At 62.9% G+C, this 256-nt stretch carries 1 protein-coding gene; it reads left to right on the top strand.

Features of this window, described 5'->3' with window-relative positions:
* Positions 1-256 (top strand): hypothetical protein (locus SB658_RS25535; protein WP_410603242.1); only part of this gene is annotated, 256 nt, incomplete at both ends.

Genomic DNA, 256 nt, shown 5'->3' with positions numbered 1-256 from the left:
CGCGTGGCACGCCGCTGTCGTCCGCGGACCTGATCAAGAACTTCGTCTTTCAGCAGATCCCGAGCGAGGATGCGCACCGCGCGTATGCCGACTACTGGGAGCAGTTCGAAACGCCGTGGTGGGAAGCCGTGGTGACATCCGGCCGCATTAAGAACACACGCGCCTCGCTGTTCCTCTGGCAATGGCTCGTGGCGCGCACGCGAGACGATTTCCCGATTCGCGAGGTGTTCACGCAGTTCAAGCACTACGCCGCGAC

Origin of the sequence: Bacillus sp. SIMBA_008, from assembly GCF_046535495.1 — a bacterium.
Classification (GTDB): Bacteria; Bacillota; Bacilli; order Bacillales; family Bacillaceae; genus Bacillus; species Bacillus subtilis.
Note: the sequence above shows the minus strand (reverse complement) of the source record. Positions and strands in the feature narration are given on the sequence as shown.